Annotated in this window: 15 protein-coding genes; 5 read left to right on the top strand and 10 right to left on the bottom strand. The window is 66.0% G+C overall.

The window, feature by feature from the left end; all coding sequences use genetic code 11:
- Positions 1-97: 97 nt before the first annotated feature.
- From recF to dnaA, 3 genes are all read right to left on the bottom strand, one after another.
- The gene (gene recF, locus A5892_RS02620) at positions 98-1,177 is read right to left on the bottom strand and encodes a DNA replication/repair protein RecF (RefSeq protein WP_064124257.1); all 1,080 of its coding nucleotides are present in this window, start codon (positions 1,175-1,177) and stop codon (positions 98-100) included.
- Positions 1,178-1,235: 58 nt separating this feature from the next.
- On the bottom strand, positions 1,236-2,363 hold the full coding sequence (gene dnaN / locus A5892_RS02615) for a DNA polymerase III subunit beta (RefSeq protein ID WP_064121475.1): 1,128 nt from the start codon (positions 2,361-2,363) through the stop codon (positions 1,236-1,238).
- A 73-nt stretch (positions 2,364-2,436) separates the two neighbouring features.
- Positions 2,437-3,900, bottom strand: a complete 1,464-nt coding sequence (gene dnaA, locus A5892_RS02610; protein ID WP_064121474.1) for a chromosomal replication initiator protein DnaA — start codon at positions 3,898-3,900, stop codon at positions 2,437-2,439.
- 428 nt (positions 3,901-4,328) lie between these two features.
- Here dnaA and rpmH point away from each other — a divergent pair, with 428 nt between their 5' ends.
- The 3 genes from rpmH to yidC all read left to right on the top strand — a co-directional run bounded on the left by rpmH (position 4,329) and on the right by yidC (position 6,799).
- Positions 4,329-4,463 (top strand): 50S ribosomal protein L34, encoded by a 135-nt coding sequence (gene rpmH, locus A5892_RS02605; RefSeq protein WP_027350304.1) that lies wholly within the window; start codon positions 4,329-4,331, stop codon positions 4,461-4,463.
- 17 nt (positions 4,464-4,480) lie between these two features.
- Entirely contained in the window at positions 4,481-4,882 is a 402-nt protein-coding gene (gene rnpA, locus A5892_RS02600; RefSeq protein WP_082890227.1) for a ribonuclease P protein component, read from the top strand.
- A gap of 162 nt (positions 4,883-5,044) precedes the next feature.
- Positions 5,045-6,799: a membrane protein insertase YidC gene (yidC, locus tag A5892_RS02595; protein WP_064121473.1), complete on the top strand. Its 1,755-nt coding sequence runs from the start codon at positions 5,045-5,047 to the stop codon at positions 6,797-6,799.
- A 437-nt stretch (positions 6,800-7,236) separates the two neighbouring features.
- On the opposite strand, the gene allD is transcribed toward yidC, so the two are convergent.
- The 7 genes from allD to A5892_RS02560 form a co-directional block, all read right to left on the bottom strand.
- Positions 7,237-8,289 carry an ureidoglycolate dehydrogenase gene (gene allD / locus A5892_RS02590; RefSeq protein ID WP_064121472.1) on the bottom strand — a complete coding sequence of 351 codons (1,053 nt, stop codon included), beginning with the start codon at positions 8,287-8,289 and terminating at the stop codon, positions 7,237-7,239.
- A gap of 2 nt (positions 8,290-8,291) precedes the next feature.
- Positions 8,292-9,488, bottom strand: a complete 1,197-nt coding sequence (locus A5892_RS02585) for an amidase (RefSeq protein WP_064121471.1) — start codon at positions 9,486-9,488, stop codon at positions 8,292-8,294.
- A complete protein-coding gene (locus A5892_RS02580) occupies positions 9,485-10,516 on the bottom strand; it encodes an ABC transporter ATP-binding protein (protein WP_064121470.1) in 1,032 nt (343 codons plus the stop codon). The genes A5892_RS02585 and A5892_RS02580 overlap by 4 nt, the downstream gene beginning before the upstream one ends.
- Before the next feature lie 72 nt (positions 10,517-10,588).
- The gene (locus A5892_RS02575; RefSeq protein WP_064121469.1) at positions 10,589-11,647 is read right to left on the bottom strand and encodes an ABC transporter ATP-binding protein; all 1,059 of its coding nucleotides are present in this window, start codon (positions 11,645-11,647) and stop codon (positions 10,589-10,591) included.
- Between the two features lie 2 nt (positions 11,648-11,649).
- Positions 11,650-12,543: an ABC transporter permease gene (locus A5892_RS02570; protein ID WP_064121468.1), complete on the bottom strand. Its 894-nt coding sequence runs from the start codon at positions 12,541-12,543 to the stop codon at positions 11,650-11,652.
- Positions 12,544-12,568: 25 nt separating this feature from the next.
- Positions 12,569-13,522 carry an ABC transporter permease gene (locus A5892_RS02565; RefSeq protein WP_064121467.1) on the bottom strand — a complete coding sequence of 318 codons (954 nt, stop codon included), beginning with the start codon at positions 13,520-13,522 and terminating at the stop codon, positions 12,569-12,571.
- 19 nt (positions 13,523-13,541) lie between these two features.
- Positions 13,542-15,212: an ABC transporter substrate-binding protein gene (locus tag A5892_RS02560; RefSeq protein WP_064121466.1), complete on the bottom strand. Its 1,671-nt coding sequence runs from the start codon at positions 15,210-15,212 to the stop codon at positions 13,542-13,544.
- A gap of 348 nt (positions 15,213-15,560) precedes the next feature.
- Between A5892_RS02560 and mnmE the strand changes: the two genes are divergently transcribed.
- Both mnmE and A5892_RS02550 read left to right on the top strand, forming a co-directional pair.
- Positions 15,561-16,952 (top strand): tRNA uridine-5-carboxymethylaminomethyl(34) synthesis GTPase MnmE, encoded by a 1,392-nt coding sequence (gene mnmE, locus A5892_RS02555; RefSeq protein WP_064121465.1) that lies wholly within the window; start codon positions 15,561-15,563, stop codon positions 16,950-16,952.
- 123 nt (positions 16,953-17,075) lie between these two features.
- Positions 17,076-18,068, top strand: a complete 993-nt coding sequence (locus A5892_RS02550) for a restriction endonuclease (RefSeq protein WP_064121464.1) — start codon at positions 17,076-17,078, stop codon at positions 18,066-18,068.
- Positions 18,069-18,097 lie beyond the last annotated feature (29 nt).

Below are 18,097 nucleotides of genomic sequence, written 5' to 3'. Positions count from 1 at the left end.
TCGGCGGATCGGGTCCGCCGCGTCTTGATCATGCCGGGTTCGAATGCAATCCTGTCGAACCCAGTCAGGCGTCGCCCGATACGCCAGCGCACGCCGTTCATGCCTCGCTCACCTGGCCCGCCCGCACTTCGAACGCCTTGACCTCGGTGGTGAAGCGGTAGCCGAGCGTGTCGCGCTCGATCACGGTGATGAAGCTCTGGCCGCGCTGCTCTTCGAGCAGCTCGCAGAAGCGCCGCCGGTGCTCGAGGTCGAGTTCGGCAGCGAGATCGTCGATCAGATAGAGACAGTGGTGCTCGGTGAGCGCTTCGAGCAGCTGCCCTTGGGCCAGCTTCAACGCACTCACCACCACTTTCTGCTGCCCGCGCGAGAGCACTTCCGCCGCCGGCCGCCGGCCCACCTTGAGCCGCAGGTCGGCGCGCTGCGGACCCTGCTGGGTGAAACCCATCTGGCGGTCGGTCTCGACACTCGCCTCGAGGATCTCGCCGAGCGGCCGGCTACGATCCCAGCCGCGGTAGTAACCGAGCGATAGCTCCGGCAGTTCGGCAAGCCGCGCCAGGGTCGCCATGAACAGCGGTTCCAGCCGGGCGACGTAGGCCTCGCGCATGCCATCCAGTCGCTGCGCTTCACGGGCCAGCTCCTGGTTCCAGGCATCGATCGACAATCGGTCGATTCTACCATGTCTGAGCAGTGCATTGCGGTGTTTCAGCGCCCGCCGCATCCGTTTCCAGCAGTCGAGGAAGGCCTGTTCCACGTGAAACACGCCCCAGTCCAGATACTCGCGGCGCGCCTTCGGCGAACCCTCGACGAGCTCGAAGGTTCGACTGTCGATCAGCTGCAGCGGCAGCCGCTCAGCGAGCTGGCTGACCCGCTCGATCCGTTCGCCGGCAAGCTTCATTACCGGCGTATCGGCATCGCGCCGGCGCTCGAGCCCGAGGGGAATCGGAGGATCGCCCTGCAGCCTGCCGAACACGGTCAGCGCATCGCAGTCGAAGTGGATCAGGGTCTTGAGCTGGCGAGCGCGGAACGAGCGCGCCAGGCCGAGCAGGTGCAGGCCTTCGAGCAGGCTGGTCTTGCCGCTGCCGTTGGCGCCGGAGATCAGGTTGATACCGGGCGAAGGACGCAGTTCGGCGCGCATGAGGTTGCGCAGGCCGGTGAAGTGGAGTCGATCTAGCGGCATGGTGTCGGCGACGATGCGCACGTGCCCGCCGCCGGACGACGCCCGGCGGCGGATACGCTCACAGGCGCATCGGCATGACCACGTACTTGGAGCCCAGCGTCGCCGGGGTTTCCTGGTCACCTTCGAACACCGCCTCGAGCAGCGCGCTCGAATTGGCGTCGGACAGCGTGATCAACACCCGGTCGGTACCGATGACGTTGAGCACGTCGACCAGGTAGCCGACGTTGAAGCCAATCTCGAGGCTCGCCCCCTGGTAGTCGACGGTGACGTTCTCCTCGGCCTCCTCCTGCTCCGGGTTGTTGGCCTGGACGCGCAGGTTGCCCTCTTCGAGATACAGCCGCACGCCGCGGTACTTCTCGTTGGAGAGAATCGCGGTGCGCGAGAGCATCTGGCGCAGCTCGCTACGCTCGGCGATGATCTTCTTGTCACCGCCCTTGGGCACCACCCGCTCGTAGTCGGGGAACTTGCCGTCGATCAGCTTGGAGGTGAAGACGTAGCCACCGGTGCGCGCGCGCAAATGGTTGGGGCCGAGCACCAGGGTGATCGGCGCGTCGCTGTCGTCGAGCAGACGACCGAGTTCGAGCACCCCTTTGCGCGGCAGGATCAGCTTCTGGCTGCCATCGAACTCGACGCCGGCGGAGCTCTCGCTGACCGCCAGACGGTGGCCGTCGGTGGCGACCACACGCACCACGCCGGAAACCAGCTCGAACAGCATGCCATTGAGGTAGTAGCGCACGTCCTGCTGGGCCATGGCGAAGCCGGTGGCATCGATCAGGCGCTTCAACACTCCCCGCGGCAGGGTCAGCTCGGCATCGTGCTTGCTCTGCTCGATGTTGGGGAACTCGGCCGCCGGCAGGGTCGAGAGGGTGAAGCGCGAGCGCCCGGAACGCAGCACCGCGCGGCCGTCCTCGAGCGCCAGGCTGATCATCGCGCCCTCGGGCAGCGAGCGACAGATGTCCATCAGCTTGCGCGCCGGCACGGTGGTGGAGCCAGCGGCCTCGAGCGAATCGAGCTCGGCATGGCCGATCAGCTCGACCTCGAGGTCGGTACCGGTCAGCGCCAGGCCATCGCCGCCGGCGATCAGCAGCACGTTGGAAAGCACCGGCAGGGTCTGGCGCCGCTCGACCACGCCTGCAACGAGCGACAGGGGACGTAGCAGGGCTTCACGCGAGATGGAGAATTTCATGAGGGGTCCACTCTCTTCTTGGATCGTCTTGGGTCTCTAATCGGCTCGGGCGCCGCCGAAGGCGGCCGTGCGTTCAACTGGTCAGCAGGCGCAGCAAATTCTTGTAGTCCTCGCGGATATCGGCGCTCTCCTCCTTCAACGACGCAACCTTGCGACAGGCGTGCAGCACCGTCGTATGGTCGCGCCCGCCAAAGGCGTCGCCGATCTCCGGCAGGCTGTGACTGGTCAGCTCCTTGGCCAGCGCCATCGCCACCTGGCGCGGACGCGCCACCGAGCGCGAGCGGCGCTTCGAGTGCAGGTCGGAGACCTTGATCTTGTAGTACTCGGCGACGGTGCGCTGGATGTTGTCGACCCCGACCTGCTTGTCCTGCAGCGCCAGCAGGTCCTTGAGCGACTCGCGAATGAAATCCTGGTTGATCGGCCGGCCCATGAAGTGCGAGTCGGCGATCACTTTCTTCAGCGCCCCCTCCAGCTCACGGACGTTGGAGCGGATCTTCTGGGCGATGAAGAAGGCGGCGTCGTGCGGCAGGTCGACCTTGGCCTGCTCTGCCTTCTTCATCAGGATCGCGACGCGCGTTTCAAGCTCCGGCGGCTCGATCGCCACGGTCAGCCCCCAGCCGAAGCGGGACTTGAGACGCTCCTCGACGCCGGAGATCTCCTTGGGATAGCGATCCGAGGTGAGGATCATCTGCTGGCCACCTTCGAGCAGCGCATTGAAGGTGTGGAAGAACTCCTCCTGGGAGCGCTCCTTGCCGGCGAAGAACTGGATGTCATCGATCAGCAGCGCATCGACGCTGCGATAGAAGCGCTTGAAATCGTTGATCGCGTTGAGCTGCAACGCCTTGACCATGTCGGCGACGAAACGCTCGGAATGCAGATAGACCACCTTCGCATTCTCGCGCAGCCCGGCCAGATGATTGCCCACCGCATGCATCAAGTGGGTCTTGCCGAGGCCGACACCGCCATAGAGAAACAGCGGATTGTAGGCTCCGCCCGGATTCTCGGCGACCTGGCGAGAGGCGGCGCGAGCGAGCTGGTTCGACTTGCCCTCGACGAAGGTCTCGAAGGTGAAATTCGGATTGAGCCCGCTTTGGTGCTTGAGACTGCCCTCGACCTGCACCTGCCGATTGGGGCGCCGCGCGCTGGCCTCTTCTTCGACCGCCGTCTCGCCCACCGCTTCGACAGCGTTCTCCGCCTCGCCGGAGAACGACGCCCGCGACGGTGCGCTGCGAGGCATCATCGGCGCGGCCGGGCGCACCGGCTCGGTCGGCCGGGGATTGGAGACGCTGCGCCGGCTGCCGATCCCGAGCGACACCTTGGGCGGCTTGCCGGGCGCGAGTTCGCGAAGCAGCTCGTTGATCCGTTTCAGGTACTTGTCGCTGACCCAGTCGCGCACGAAACGGTTCGGCGCGAGCAGTGCAAGGCCATTGGCCTCGCCCTCCTCCGCCTGCAGCGGACGTATCCAAGTATTGAACTGCTGGGAGTTCAGTTCGTCCTGAAGGTATTCGAGACATTTCTGCCAGAGTGCTATCGACACGCGAACTCGTCATCCTTGCGAAGTGGAGGGCCATGCACGCGGACTTCCGGCACCGGAAGGGCGGAAGGCGATTCGGACTCAATGGCTATATTACGGACCCGCTAGTGTATCGGGGGGCGCAGGAGTTATCCACACCATCTATGCAATTGAAGAGGTTGTGCATAACTCAGGAAAAAAGCGCTCTGAAACTGCTTCCAAGGCCTATGACACAGCCACTCCCCAGCTTGCCCATAGCTTTCCCCCTGACTATCCACAGCTTTTTACACACAGCCAAACCCTCCCTTAGCAAAAAAAATCATACTTGGTAAGAGAAAAATTGCGCCGCCTGCGCGTATTCACTAGAATTCCCGCTCTTGACGGGACCGCAGGTGTTTGCACCGGCGTTTTTCCATCTCTCCACCACTCCCTCCGTCTCGAGGAAAGCAGTCATGAAACGCACTTTTCAGCCCAGCGTCCTGAAGCGCAAGCGCAACCATGGTTTCCGTGCTCGCATGGCCACCAAACGCGGCCGTCAGGTCCTGGCTCGTCGTCGCGCCAAAGGCCGTAAACGCCTGAGCGCCTGATTTCAAGAGAGGCCACCATGGCCGGTCAGGACGCGATCCACGGCTTTCCCCGCAGTCTGCGAATCCTGACCAGCGGGGAGTACGGCCACGTCTTCGAGCATGCGTGCTTCAAGGTTCACGGCAAGGGGCTATTGGCGCTCGCCTGCCCGAACCAGCATGGGCACGTTCGAGTGGGCCTGGTGTTCAGCCGTAAGAACGTGCGCCGCGCCGTCGATCGCAACCTGCTCAAGCGCCTGACCCGCGAGTCGATACGCCTGCGCCAGCACCGGCTGCCAGCCGTCGACATCGTGGTACTGTCGCGCCGAGGAGTTCTCGAACTCGACCGGGAGACCCTCCGCCGGCAGCTTGCCGGCATGTGGCGCCGCCTGGAGCAGGACGTGAAGCGACGAGCCCCCGCGCCTGATCGCGAACCCGCCTGATCCCGTCCCTGCCCGTTCCCGGCGCGAGGGATGGAGTGCCAAGGGAGATATCTCCCCGCGCACGCCGCCGGTGAAAGGCCTCCCGCTCGAGACGACGCGCCGAGCCGTCTTCAGCATTCATCAAAGATACGCCACGACACCCTTTCACCGGGCTCATCCCTCATGGATCTGAAACGCATCATCATCCTGATTCCGCTGGCGATCCTCGCCTATCTGCTGGTCGTACAGTGGAATCAGGACTATCACCAGCCGACCCCGGAGCCGCAGGCACCGACGCTCGCCGCCAACTCGAGCGACGCGACGCAGCCCAGCGATGTGCTCGACGCGCCCGAATCGACCAGCGAGCGCGCGACCTCTCCATTGGAGAACGGGCAAAGCGCCAATCCAGCGCAGGAGAACGCCTCCAACTCGCTGGTCAGCGTCGACACCGACGTGCTCGACCTGCGCATCGATCCGCGCGGTGGCGACATCATCTATGCCGCTCTTCCGGAACAGCAGCAGGCGCTCAACTCCGAGACGCCGTTCGTACTGCTCTCCGACAGCACCTCGCGCAGCTACATCGCCCGCTCAGGCCTGCAGCTCGAAAACCACCCCGGCCGGATCATCTTCTCGCCCGAGCAGACCGACTATCGGCTCGCCGACGGTGAGCGCCAGCTGGTGGTCGAACTGAACGCCAACGTCGACGGCATCGCGGTGACCAAGCGCTACACCTTCGAGCGCGGCTCCTACGCGGTGAGAATCGACTACCTGGTCGACAACCAGAGCGCCGAGCCCGCGACCGCCCGCTTCATCGGCCAGCTCGCGCGCGACCAGTCCGCCGACCCGACCACCACCGGCGGGATGGGGATGAAGTCGTACCTCGGCGCCGCCTTCTCCTCACCGGACAGCCGCTACGAGAAAGTCAGCTTCGACGACATCCGCAACGGCCGCTTCGCCAATCGCGACGTCCAGGGCGGCTGGGTCGCGGTGATCCAGCACTACTTCGTCTCCGCCTGGGTGCCGAACCCGAACCAGAGCAACCTGTTCTATGGCGACGTCGATGCCGCCAGCCGCACCGTGGCCGCCTTCGCCGGCCCGAGCATGCAAGTCGCGGCCGGCAGCCAAGGCGACTTCGGCGCGACCCTCTACATCGGACCGAAGATCCAGAGCCAGCTCGCCGCCACCGCGCCCAACCTCGAGCTGACCGTCGACTACGGCTGGCTTTGGTTCCTCGCCGCGCCCCTGTTCTGGCTGCTGTCGAAGATCCACGGGCTGGTCGGCAACTGGGGCTGGTCGATCGTGCTTTTGACCTGCGTGGTCAAAGCGGTACTGCTGCCGCTCTCCGCCAAGGCCTACAAGTCGATGGCGAGGATGCGCAAGATGGGCCCCGAGATGCAGCGGATCAAGGAGCTGCACGGGGACGATCGGCAGAAGATGTCCCAGGAGATGATGAAGTTCTACCAGAAGGAGAAGATCAATCCTCTGGGCGGCTGCCTGCCGATGCTGGTGCAGATGCCGGTCTTCATCGCGCTCTACTGGATGCTGATGGAGTCGGTCGAACTGCGCCACGCGCCGTTCATGCTGTGGATCCAGGATCTCTCGGCGATGGACCCGTACTTCATCCTGCCGATCCTGATGGGCCTGTCGATGTTCGTGCAGCAGCAGCTCAACCCGACCCCGCCGGACCCGACCCAGGCGAAGATCATGAAGATGCTGCCGATCATCTTCACCTTCTTCTTCCTCTGGTTCCCGGCCGGCCTGGTGCTGTACTGGATCACCAACAACGTGCTCTCGATCGCCCAGCAGTACATGATCACCAAGCAGATCGAGAAGGCCGACGAGAAGCGCGAAGCGCAGAAGAAAGCCGAACAGGCCGCCGAGCACCAGAAGAAGCTCGAGCGCCAGAAGCAGAAAGAGCAGAACGTGGAAGGCAAGTAAACGCCCGCCCACTGCAGCAAGCGAAAGGCCCGCCTCGAATCGAGGCGGGCCTTTCGCGTTTCAGGATTCTCAGGGCCAAAGCCGAGCTCCTCCACCATTCATGTCACTCGATACGTCGTGCAAGCCCCTCGAGGGCTCGGGATGCGCGCAAGCTTGTCGAATCACGCTTCCTCGGGATGCTCGGGTAGCCGACAAGGAACGGGCCGAGTCGAACCACGGCCTCGTCGCCACCGCCCGATCCCTCGACTGGCGCCCCTCATTGCCGAGCCGGAACTCGACCTTGGCGCACATGGGCGCCGCTCGGGACGAACGGGCTGAGGGTTGGCGCCGAGCCTGAACCCAGCCCGTTCGTAATGAGGAGAGAGGACGGGCTTATCTGTCCGTTCGTGGTGAGGAGCGAGGAACGAGCGTCTCGAACCACGGCCTCGACCACCGCTTCAGCGTGCGAAGGGGTCCTTGCCGGCGTAGGCGTTGCGGTGGATCACTTCGCTTTCTAAATAGGCGAGCACGGCATCGTCGACTTCCACCCCGAGACGCTTGGATTCGCGCTCGCGCAGTACGCAGTCCTCGCCAGGGTAGAGCACGCGCTCGACGCCGGCGGCGGGGATGGAGGCGCTGAGCTCGCGCATCGCTTGGGAGACGCGGCAGCGAAACGCGCGGGCATCGGTGAAGGCGGCGGGATCGATCACCAGGTGCAGTTGCCCCAGTTCGCGCCCGGCCGAGAGGTCGTGGTACATCGAGGAGACATGCTTGCCGAACGGCAGGCCGAGCAGCATGCCGGCGAGCACGTCGACCATCATCATCAGGCCATAGCCTTTGGGCCCGGCGATCGGCAGCAGCGCACGCACGGCATCGGCGTCGGTGGTCGGCGCGCCACTGGCGTCGACCGCCCAATCGGGTGGGATCGCCTCGCCGCGTATCCGCGCATTGAGCACCTTGCCCCACGCCTGCACCGTAGTCGCCATGTCGAGCATCATCCGATCGTCCCCCTCGCCCGGCGCGGCGAAAGCGATCGGATTGGTACCGTAGTAGGGCTCGGCGCCGCCGTAGGGCACCGCCATGGGGTCGGACTGGCACATCGACAGTGCGACCAGCCCTTGTCGGGCGGCCTGTTCGACGAAGAACGAAAGCGCCCCGCTGTGGCCGATCCGGCGTACGCCGACCGCGGCCACGCCTTGCTCGCGGGCGATCTCGATCGCCACCTCCATCGCCTCGAAAGCGGCGACGTGGCCGGCGCCGTTGTCGCCGTCGAACACCGCCGCGGCGGGTGCCCGGCGCTCGACCACGAAGCGCGGCGCGGGGTTGGTGCCTCCCTTGCTGATCCGCTCGGCGTAGTACTCGACCCGCAGCGCGCCGTGGGAGTGGACCCCACGGGCGTCGGCATGAACCAGCGAGGCGGCGACCATGCCGGCGTGCTCGGCGCTCAGCCCTGCCAGCACGAGCTTGCGGACGATCAGCGCAGTGAGCTTCTCGTGCGCGATGCGTGTCACACTCAGCCCTCCACCGATGCGCCGATACGCGCAGCCAGCCGCACCAGCGCCAGGTCGCGACCGCGCCCGGCGAGCAGTGAGATACCCAGCGGCGCGCCGTCCTTCTCGGCGAGCGGCAGATTGACCTGGGGCAGGCCGCAGAGCACCGCGATTCCGAGCAGGTGGTGGGCAATGGTGCGAGCCGTCTCGATCTCCTCGTCCTCGGCGTCGAGGCGCGGCGCGATGTCGGCGACGGTAGGCATTACCAGCACGCGGTCGCCGAGCATTGCATCCACCGCATCGCGAAAGCGCGCCCGAAAGGCGGTGGCCTCGGCCAGCTGTTCATCGCTTACCTGCCGCCCCCAGATGAAGCGAGCGCCCACATCCGGGCCAAGCACTAGGCCGTGGCGCAGGATCGTCTCGCCCTGCGCCTGCCAAGCCTCGCGGCCCTGGATGTAGCGAAACGCCCAATAGGCCTCCTCAAGCGACGGCCACGCGTCGCTGAACGCCTCGATACCACTGCAGGCGCGCTCGATATGCGCCAACGCCGGCACCAGCGCGGCGCGAGAGGCCGCTGGCAGCATCTCCATCAACACGGCGCTGGACAACGCCGGCGACTCGGTCAGCGGCGCGCTGTCCTCGCCGAGCAGACACTCGGCGACCCGCTGGAACACTTCAGGCTCGCGCGCGAAGAAGCCGCAGGTGTCCATGCTCGCGCACAGCGGCTGGCAGCCCTCCAGCGAGATCCGCCCATGGCTCGGGCGCAGCCCGTACAGACCGCAGTAGCTCGCAGGCGTACGCACCGAGCCGCCGGTATCGGTGCCCAGCGCAAAGTCGCACAGGCCGTTCGAGACCGCCGAGGCCGAGCCCGAGGAGGAGCCGCCGGGAATCCGCTGCGGTGCGGCGCCGTTACGCGGGGTGCCGAAATGCGCGTTCTTGCCGCTCATCGAGAAGGCCATCTCATTGGTCTGCGCCTTGCCGATCATCCTCGCGCCAGCGTCGAGCAGCCGCTGCACGGTGGGCGCGGTGGTGCGCTTGATCCCCGACATCGCCAAGAGCGTCGGGTTGCCGCCGGAGGTCGGGTAGCCGGCGACATCGAACAAGTCCTTGACCGCGAAGCTCAGCCCCGCCAGTGGCCCCTGCTCGGCATGCGCGACGCTGGCCGGCGGATAGGGCATCAGCGCGAACGGCTCATCGCCCTGTACATCCTCGGTATTCATCGATCCATTCGCTCCTGTTGGCGGGGTTGGGGATCGGCGTCGCTGCGTCCCATCGCCCAGTGGCAGGCAACGCGATGCTCGCTGCCAATCCTTTCGCTGGGCGGCAGCTGGCTCGAGCAGATCGCCATCGCGTGGCGGCAGCGCGGGGCGAAGGCGCAACCGGGGGGCAGCGCGGCGAGGTCCGGCGGGGAGCCGGGAATCGTCTCCAGCCGCTGGCCCTTGGCCAGCCCGCCATCCGGACGACTGGCGAGCAAGGCGATGGTATAGGGATGGCGCGGCGTGCGCAGAAGCTCCCTGACCGGCGCCATCTCGACGATCCGCCCGCCGTACATCACCGCGACCCGATCAGCGACCTCCGCGGCGGCGGCGATATCGTGGGTGACGAAGATCAGCGCCAGGCCGAGCTCGCGCCTGAGCTCACGCAGCAGGATCAGGATCTGGATCTGCACCGTGGCGTCGAGCGCAGTGGTCGGCTCGTCGGCGAGCAGCAGCTTGGGATGGCAAGAGAGCGCCAGCGCGATCATCGCGCGCTGGCGCATCCCTCCCGACATCTCGTGGGGGTAGGCGTCGAGGCGCGACTCGGGGCTCGGGATGCGCACGCTCTTGAGCGCCTCGAGCGCCCGCGCGCGCGCCTCACCACGCGACAGCCCGCGATGCCGGCGCAGCCCCTCGACGATCTGCTGGCCGACGGTATAGACCGGGTCGAGCGCCAGAAGCGGCTCCTGGAAGATCATCGCCACCTCGCCACCGCGCAGCCGCGAAAGCTCGCCGCGCGACATCGCCATCAGTTCGCGCCCTTCGATCTCGATCTGGCCCTCGATCCGGGTACTGCGCTCGGGGTGCAGACGCATCAGCGCGCGCAGGGTGACGCTCTTGCCCGAGCCGGATTCGCCGATCAGCGCCAGCGCCTCGCCCCGCGAGACGCTGAGATCGACGCCGTTGACCGCCTCGATGCGCTTGCCGGCCTGCTCGAAGCGCACCTTGAGACCGCGCGTCTCGACCATCGCCGCCGGTTGCCGGTCGCTCATGCTGCCTCCTCGCTAGCGGATTGATGGGCGGCGCGCGGCGCGCCCGTAGAACGTTCCCAGCGCCTGCCGCGGTCAGGCATCGACGCACTGCGCCTTGGCGGCCTGCGAGTGCTGAGACCCCGGCACCACCATCCAGCACGCCGCCCGATGGCCCTCATCGAGCTCCGCGAACGGCGGCTTTTGTTCCGCGCAAAGCGGCTCGGCGTAAGGGCAGCGAGTGTGAAAACGGCAGCCGCTGGGCGGATCGATCGGGCTCGGCGGGTCGCCGACCAGCGGCGGCGCTTCGGTGCGCTGGTCAGGGTCGAGCGAGGGCATCGAGCCGAGCAGCGCGACCGTGTAGGGGTGCGCCGAGCGCTCGAACAGCGCCTCCGCCGGGCCGATCTCGATCACTTCGCCCAGGTACATCACCAGGATGCGGTCCGAGACGTAGCGCACCACGTGAAGATCGTGGCTGATGAACACGTAGGTCAGCGCCATGCTGCGCTTCAGATCGTCGAGCAGGTTGAGCACCTGGGCCTCGACCGACTTGTCGAGCGCCGACACCGCCTCGTCGAGGATCACCAGCCGCGGCTCCAACGCCAGGGCGCGGGCGATATTGACCCGCTGGCGCTGGCCGCCGGAAAGCTCATGGGGATAGCGCCCGCCGAAGCGCTGGGGGTCGAGCCCGACGCGATCGAGCAGCGAGCGCGCACGCGCCATCGACTCGCGCTTGCCGACGCCGTGGACCCGCGGCCCGAAGGCCACCGACTGCTCGATGGTCATCCTCGGGTTGAGCGACGAGTAGCTGTCCTGGAACACCATCTGCACCTGGCGGCGGAACTCGCGCAGCGGCAGCTGCTGCCCGCCGACCGTGGCGGCGTCGAAGATCAGCTCGCCGGCATCATGCTTGATCAGCTGCATCAAAAGCCGCGCGGTGGTCGACTTGCCGCAGCCGGACTCACCGACCACGCCGAGGGTCTCGCCCTTGCGCACCTCGAAGTCGATGCCGTCGACCGCGCGCACCACTCGCCGCTTGCCGGCCCCGCCCCTGACCGAGAAATGCTTCACCAGGCCGCGCACCTTGAGCAGGGGCTGGATCGGCCCGCCGAGATCGCGCGGATCGGCAGCGCGGGAATCACTGCTGGATTGCATCGTCAGCTCCTCACCGCCATCGCCGCGCGCAGGCGATCGGCGAAGACATTGAACGAGATCGAGGTGATGAAGATCATCACGCCAGGCAGCGCGGCGATCAGCGGCTGGGAGTAGATCGCCGTGCGCAGGGTGTTGAGCATCAGCCCCCACTCCGGCTCCGGCGGACGCACGCCGAGGCCGAGGAAGGAGAGCCCGGAGGCAAGGATCATCGACACCGAGATCAGTCCGGTGGAGTAGACGAAGATCGGCCCGATCACATTGCCGAACACCTGGGTACGGATGATCAACAGCGCACTGGCGCCCGAGGCGCGCGCCGCCTCGATGTAGTCGCGCCCGCGCACCTGGGTGGTGACGCTCTCGGCGACCCGCGCCACCTCGGGAATGAACACCAGGGTCAGCGACAGCAGCGCGTTGCCGATCCCGGCGCCCAGCGCACCGGAGATCGCAATCGCCAGCAGCACCGAGGGAAAGGCGTAGAAGACGTCGATGGTGCGCATGATCACCGCGTTCAACCAACCGCCGGCGTAGCCGGCGACGATGCCTAGGGCGCTGCCGATGAAGAACGCCAGCACCACCGGGGTGATGCCCATGAACAGCGAGAGCCTGGCGCCGAGGATCAACCGCGAGAGCAGGTCGCGCCCGAGCTCGTCGGTGCCGAGCGGGTGCCCTTCGGTGCCGATCGGGCGCAGCCTTCTGATCATCGAGGTGGCGTAGGGATCGTGCGGGGTAAGCCACGGCCCGAACAGCGCCATCGACAGCAGTGCCACGATGATCAAACCCACCACCAGAGCGAGGCGATCGCGTACCAGCCGGCCGCCGACCGTGCGCCAGTAGCCGCTGGAGCGATGCACCAAGGGGGCGACCTGAGCGGGGTCGACCACCGGGGAAGTCGTCATGTTGATTCTCCTAGGTGTTCTCGCCCTAGCTGCGCTCGATGCGCGGGTCGAGCAGGGCCTGGAAGATGTCGACGCAGAGATTGAGGCTGACGAAGAACAGCGCCAGCACCCAGATCGAACCCTGGAGCAGCGGCATGTCGCGCTGGAAGATCGCGGTATTGAGCAAAAGCCCGGTGCCCGGCCAGGAGAACACCGTCTCGACCAGGATCGAGCCGCCCATCAGGTAGCCGAGCTGCAGCCCCATCACCGCCAGCGCCGTGGGGGCTGCGTTCTTGACCACATGGCGGAACACCGCCGCCTCACCGAGGCCGCGCGCGCGCAGGCCGACGATGAACTCCTGTGCCAGGGTCTCGGCGACCACGGCGCGCACGGTGCGGGAGATGATCCCGGTGGGAATCACCGACAGCGTGATCGCCGGCAGGATCATGTACTGCAGGTGGTCCCAGTTCCACTGCCAGCCATCAGAACCCGTCGGCCCACCGCCAGTGGCCGGCAGCCAGTAGAGCTGCGAGGCGAAGATGATCACCAGCACCATACCGAGCCAGTAGTGCGGCACGCTGACACCGAAGATCGACAGCATCGACGCCAGCTTGTCGATCCAGCTGTTCTGGAAGTAGCCGGCGACGAAGCCGAACAGGCTGCCGAAGCAGAAGCCGAGCAGGGTCGCCAGCACCGCCAGGCGCAGCGAATTGACCGCCGCCACCAGCACCTCGTCGATCACCGGCCGGCCGGTGGCGATCGAGGTGCCGAGGTTGCCCTGCAGCGCGTTGAAGAGCCACTTGAAGAACTGCACCACGTAGGGCTGGTCGAAGCCGTAGAGCGAGATCATCTGCTCGCGCAGCGCCTGCGACGCATCCGGTGGCAGCACCGACACCAGCGGGTCTCCCGGCGATAGATGCACCAGCATGAAGCAGACCAGCGCCACGCCGAGCATGATCGGGATCGTCAGCAGCAGCCGACGCACCACGTAGCCTCCCATCGCTTTCTCCCGGGACCGGTCAGTCTTCCATCGACATGGTGGCGAGGTCGATGAACCAGCTCTGCGGCTGAACCACACCCTGGACCTTCGGCGAGATCGCGCGCGGACCAACGTCGTGGGCGACGAACAAGAACGGCGTCTCGTCGACGATCGCGGCGTGGAGCTTGGCCGCGGCCTCATCGAGCGCGGCGGGCTCGAAGGCATTGCGCGCCTCGCGGGCGAGCTCCTCCACTTCAGGAGTCGAGAAGTAGCCCCAGTTGGTCGACGCCGGCGGGAAGGCCGCCTCGGTCGCGAAGCGGATCATCGCGAAGTAGGGGTCCATGGTCGCCGCGCTGACGTTGATCCCATTGGCGCCCTGGGCGGCCGGATCACGAGCGCCGAGCCGCCAGTTGGTGAACAGCGTGTTCCACTCGGTGACATCGAGCTCGGTATCGATGTAGCAGGCGCGCAGGCTCTCCTGGATGAACTCGTTCATCGGCAAAGGCTGCATCTGGCCGGAGCCGGAGGCTGAGGTCTGGACCTTGACCCGAACCGGGTTGTTGGGGCCGAAGCCGGCCTCCTCCATCAGTTCGCGGGCGCGATCGGGATCGTAGGAGATCTGGAACTCAGGCTCGCCGCGCCACGGCGAACCCGGCTCGAAGATCCCAGTCGCCTCGACCATGTAGCCACCGAGGTACTCCTTGAGATCCGCGCGGTTGAGACACAGATTGGCGGCCTGGCGAACGCGCTTGTCGTTCCACGGCGAGCCCTCGACGAAGGAGAACTGCCACGGCCATAGGTGCGGCTGGGTATTGGAGTAGATCTTGAAGCCGCGGCTTTCGATCTGCGGGATCGCATCGGGCGCCGGCGCCTCGATCCAATCGACCTGGCCGGAGAGCAGCGCGGCGGTACGCGCATTGGCCTCCGGCAGCGGCAGCAGCACCACGCGGTCGACCTTCGGCACCCGGTCCGGGTTCCAGTAGTCGGGATTCTTGGCAAGCGTCAGCTGCTGGCGCGGCACCAGCCGCTCGAGCTTGAACGGACCACTGCCGACCGCATGGGCCGCGAACTCGGTCCACGCCTGCTGGCTGCGGGTCGCCGCATCCGCGCTCGAGGGCGTCGCATCATAGAAACCCTGCCAGGCCGAAGGCGAGGCGATGAACAGGTTGGTCAGGTTGAACGGCAAGAAGGCATCCGGCTCGGAGGTCACCAGTTCGACGGCGTAATCGTCGATCTTGTGCGCCGAACGCAAAGTCGGCATCCGCGACAGCGTATTGCCGATTTGACCCGGCGCGTACTGCGGCGCCTCGCTGTTCAGCACCTTGTCGACGTTCCAGACGATCGCATCGGCATTGACCGGCGTGCCGTCATGGAACTCGACACCCTCGCGCAAGGTGAAGCGCCATTTGGTGTGATCCTCGGCATCGACCTGCCACTCGGTGGCAAGGCCCGGCACCAGGCCGCTCGGCGCATCGCCCTGGGACAAATCCCACTGGACCAGCGAATCGTAGATCGGAATACCGCTGAAACGATTGCCCTCATAGCCCTGGTCGGGCTGACCGTGGGTCAGCGGGATGTCACCGGCGGTCATACCGATGCGCAGCGTAGTCTGCGCAGCGGCAAGGCCCGGCAGCGCAAGTGCCGTAGAGATAGCCAGAGCGAGCGCCGCCCGGCGCAAACGGGTCGCCGGAGCGAGAGATCCGAAGTCCATATCGTGGTCCTGTGCTTATCGTTGTTATCCGAGCGCAGCCAAAGCGCTGACTTGTTAAGCAAAGCAAAGCGCACGCCAACCACGACCACGGCAACGCCAGCCCCCACCCCTTCGTAGTGAGGAGCGAGGGACGAGCCTCTCGAACCACGGCCCGACGTCAAGGCCAACCCAAACGCCAGCCCCAAGATGGTGCCAACACCACCCCCACCGACACCACCCCGCCAACAATTGGTGCACCCACCCCCAACCCACACAAATTGGTCGCTGAGCAAGCGAGGCCTTATCATTTGCCGCCTCGGATGACACGCAAGCGTCATCCGCCATTCACGGCGTGCCGAGGAGCTTCGCATGGCCACTTCGTCCCCCCTTACGCTGTCCACCCTCGACCAGGACACCATCAGTGCCCAGGCGACCCCGCCCGGACGCGGCGGGGTCGGCATCGTGCGAATCTCAGGCCAAAAGGCGAGCGCGATCGCCGAGGCCCTGCTCGGCTATCGCCCGCGCCCGCGCCACGCCCACTATGGCCCCTTCCTCGACCACGACGGCAGCGTCCTCGACCAAGGCATCGCGCTCTACTTCCCGGGGCCTCACTCGTTCACCGGCGAAGACGTGCTCGAGCTCCAGGGCCACGGCGGCCCGGTGATCATCGACTGGCTGCTCGAACGCACCCTCGCCCTCGGCGCGCGCCTCGCCCGGCCCGGAGAGTTCTCCGAACGCGCCTTTCTCAACGACAAGCTCGATCTTGCCCAGGCCGAAGCGATCAGCGACCTGATCGAAGCCAGCTCGCGCGCGGCCGCCGCCAACGCACTGCGCTCGCTGTCGGGCGAATTCTCACGCCGGGTGAGCGCGCTCACCGACGCCCTGGTCGAGCTCAGGGTCTACGTCGAAGCGGCGATCGACTTCCCCGAGGAAGAGATCGACTTCATCAACGACGGCGTCGTCGCCACCCGGCTCGCCGAGCTGCGCCAACGCCTCGACCAAGTGCGAGCCGCAGCGGCGCAAGGAGCGCTGATGCGCGAAGGCATGAGCGTAGTGATCGCCGGGCGCCCCAACGCCGGCAAATCGAGCCTGCTCAACGCCCTGACCGAGCGCGACAGCGCGATCGTCACCGACATCGCCGGCACCACCCGCGACGTACTGCGCGAACACATCCACCTCGACGGCATGCCGCTGCACGTGATCGACACCGCAGGGCTGCGCGACACCCCCGACGCCGTAGAGCAAATCGGCGTACAGCGCGCCTGGGCCGAAATCGAGCGCGCCGACCGCGTCCTGCTGCTGGTCGACGCCACCGAGACCCAATCCCTCGACCCGCTCCATATCTGGCCCGAATTCGTCTCCCGCCTCCCCGACCCCGCACGGCTGACCCTGGTGCGCAACAAAGTCGATCTTAGCGGCGAAGGCGACGCCAGCGAACTATCCACAACCCCACCCGTCATCCGCCTCTCAGCCCGCCAAGGAGTGGGTGTGGATAACTTGAAAGCCCACCTCAAGCAAGTGATGGGCTACACCACCACCAGCGAAGGCCAATTCTCCGCCCGCCGCCGCCACCTCGAAGCCCTCGAACGCGCCAGCGCCGCACTCACCACCGGCACCGCCCAGCTCCAAGGCGGCGGCGCCGGCGAACTGCTCGCCGAAGACCTCCGCGCCGCCCAGCAAGCCCTCGGCGAGATCACCGGCGAATTCACCGCCGACGATCTGCTCGGGGAGATATTCGGCAGTTTTTGTATTGGGAAGTGAGGGGAAACGGCTCTTGATCCACCCACTTGGGCCGTACGGGATGCGATATGCTGATCCCAGGAAACCTACGTAGGTGAGCAGTCACTCGCCAAGAGCGCATGAGAAAGTGGAAGGGAGCGGTTAATGACGCGAATGTGGATGGTCCGCAGCGAAGGTGGAAGCCTGTACGACACATTCCGCGAACGCAGCGTAGCTGCGATCGGCTGGAACCAACTGGCGGCTCACGCCAAGCCCGGCATCGGGCGCAAACAGCTGATTGCCCTCTACCAGTCCGCCGAACCGCAGGCGAAACAGGGCACCGTGATCGCTGGAGCTTCGCAAGTCTGGCGCTTCGTCAACGAGATCCAGAATGGCGACTGGATCGTGACCTACTCGCCGGCCAATCGCCTCTACTCGATTGGCAAAGTCACCGGGCCCGCCGAGCATCATCCCGAGTGGTCCGAACAGAACATGTCGATGGCACGCAAGGTGCAGTGGCAGCAGCAGGAACTCACGCGTGACAGCCTGGGCACCAGCACCAAGAACAGCCTCGGCTCGACTCTGACTTTGTTCGAAGTGCCATCCGGTGCGGCAGCTGAAATACTGGCGGCGCTAAAGGGCAAGCCGTTGCCAGCGGTGGAAGAAGAGGCAGAAGAAGCCATCGCCGACCCGCTGGCCGATATCGAATCGCAGGCGCTGGAGCGGATCAAGGACAGGGTCAGCGAACTCGACTGGGATGACATGCAACAGCTGGTCGCCGGCATCCTGCGCGCCATGGGCTACAAGACCCAGGTCTCGCCGCCAGGCTCGGATCGAGGCAAGGACATCGTTGCCTCGCCCGACGGCTTCGGCTTCGAGCATCCGCGCATCGTCGTTGAGGTCAAGCACCGCAAGGGACAAATGGGCAGCCAGGAGATTAGAAGCTTCCTCGGCGGCCGCCACAAGGACGACCGTGGGCTGTACGTCAGCACCGGCGGCTTCAGCAAGGATGCCCAGTACGAAGCCGACCGCGCCTCCATTCCGCTGGCGATGTGGACGCTGGATCATGTGGTCCGTGCCCTGATCGAGCATTACGACGCCACCGATGCCGAAACCAAACGCATCGTGCCGCTGAAACGGCTGTACTGGCCTGCTTGAAACAGCTCATTTTGTAGTTAAGGAAATAA

The sequence above is a fragment of the Halotalea alkalilenta genome (genome assembly GCF_001648175.1).
GTDB classification, from domain to species: domain Bacteria; phylum Pseudomonadota; class Gammaproteobacteria; order Pseudomonadales; family Halomonadaceae; genus Halotalea; species Halotalea alkalilenta_A.
Note: the sequence above shows the minus strand (reverse complement) of the source record. Positions and strands in the feature narration are given on the sequence as shown.